The 1,675-nt window shown below is 44.4% G+C and carries 1 protein-coding gene; it reads left to right on the top strand.

Features of this window, described 5'->3' with window-relative positions:
* Positions 1–52: 52 nt before the first annotated feature.
* On the top strand, positions 53–1,675 hold a 1,623-nt coding region (locus tag ONT08_RS16400), incomplete at its 3' end, for an IS66 family transposase (RefSeq protein ID WP_264960469.1).

The following is a 1,675-nucleotide window of genomic DNA, read 5'->3' as shown; positions in this document are numbered from 1 at the left end:
GTAAATATCAATCAAAACATTCGTTTTTCTCAATAATTTTTAGTACCTTTGTATGGTAAATAATAAGGTAAACGATATGTTTGAACAGCAACAAAATACAGGGAAAAGTGCGTCTTTGGCAGAGAAATATGCCAATGTGCGAGGTCAGGTTGCCACTGCTGTGGAAAGAGCAGATCTCGCAGAACACGCATTGGATGCCGAGCGTGCTTCTCGTCAACAGTTGATTGACGAAGAAGTGGCTCGACAGGTTGCTGCTGCAAAAGAACGTATCAGGCTAGAGGTGGAAGCAGAACTTGCAGAGCAAAAGAAAGCTTTGGAATCTCGTAAGCAGGAACTTGATTCCCGTGAGAAGGAGATAGTTAAGAAGGCAGACACCATAGTACAGAATATAGAGGAGCGTGCAAACAAGCGCATAGCTGAACTTCGAGCAAAAACAGAGAAAACAGCATTGACAAGATTGGCTGACATGTTTGAGACCTTCCTTCAAGCTTTTATAGCTGTGATGGACAAGGATTCGGCAAAAGGTCAGGAATTGCTTGCTAAGTATCGGCAGGCTGCCGAGGAAACGCAAACGCTTCTAAAGGAAGAAATTAAGGAAAAACTTGCAAAGGCAGAAGCCAAGAACAAGGCTAAGACAGATCAGGTAGCCTCGCTTGTGCGGATGTTGTTTACTCAAAAACGTGAGCGTATTGTCTTTACCCCAGAGCAACGTGAAAGTTTGTATGAGCGAGCAATGCAATCTTTGAATCTCACTCCAGAAACCAAGAAGGAGTTTGAGAGATGTCGTGACTATTGCCGTGATTACAGGCAAAAGCAGGAAACCCTTAAACTGTTGAAGAGCGATGGTCAGAAGAAAGGGCATGGTAGAAATAAACTTCCGGCCAGCTTGCCTCGCTTAGTGGAACAAGTGATTTGGCCTGATTGTTATGAAGGACATGAGGATGAATATGACGTGGTGGGCAAAGATGTACAGGAGTTTGTTCTGCCTGCTCCTGCACCATATGTTGTCCAACCAGTCGTTCGTCCGGTTGTGAGGAGAAAGGATGATCCGGATGGTCCGACAGAACAGGCGGATTGCTATGAAGGTCTCTTTTGGAAGAGTTATGCTACTCCAGAGTTGATTGCTAAGATAGAAACAGGAAAGTTTGTGCTACATCAGCCGTTCAATCGACAGATAAAGAAGATGAAACAGGATGGTCTTCCGATGGCTCCAGCCACTGTGGATGATTGGCATCAGGCAACATGTGAGATGCTGGAACCTTTGTATGAACTACAAAAGGAAAGGGTCTTTTCTAGCTCTTTGCTGGCTGGTGACGGAAGTCCTTTCCCGATTATCAATTGCGAAAAGCATAAGACGGTGGGGCATTACATGATTCAGTATCGCTCAGTGATAACAGGAATACCAATTTTCCTCGTCAACACCAAGAACAAGTGTGGTCGAGGTCAGGCTGATATCATGGACAATCTGAAGGATTGGACTGGCAATGTCTTTATGTGTGATGCTTACGCAGGATATGATTGGATGAAGAAGATAGAAGGTCTTATCCTATGTAGATGTGTGGCTCATGCTCGTCGAACGGCAGAACGGGCTTTGAAGGAAAATCCAACGTTGGCTCAGATAGCATTACTCTTCTACCAAGATGCCTATCTGGTAGAAGAGATAATAAAGAAGAAA

Origin of the sequence: Segatella copri (assembly GCF_026015465.1) — a bacterium.
In the GTDB taxonomy this organism is placed as follows: domain Bacteria; phylum Bacteroidota; class Bacteroidia; order Bacteroidales; family Bacteroidaceae; genus Prevotella; species Prevotella copri_E.
This window is presented reverse-complemented; position numbering and strand designations above follow the sequence as displayed.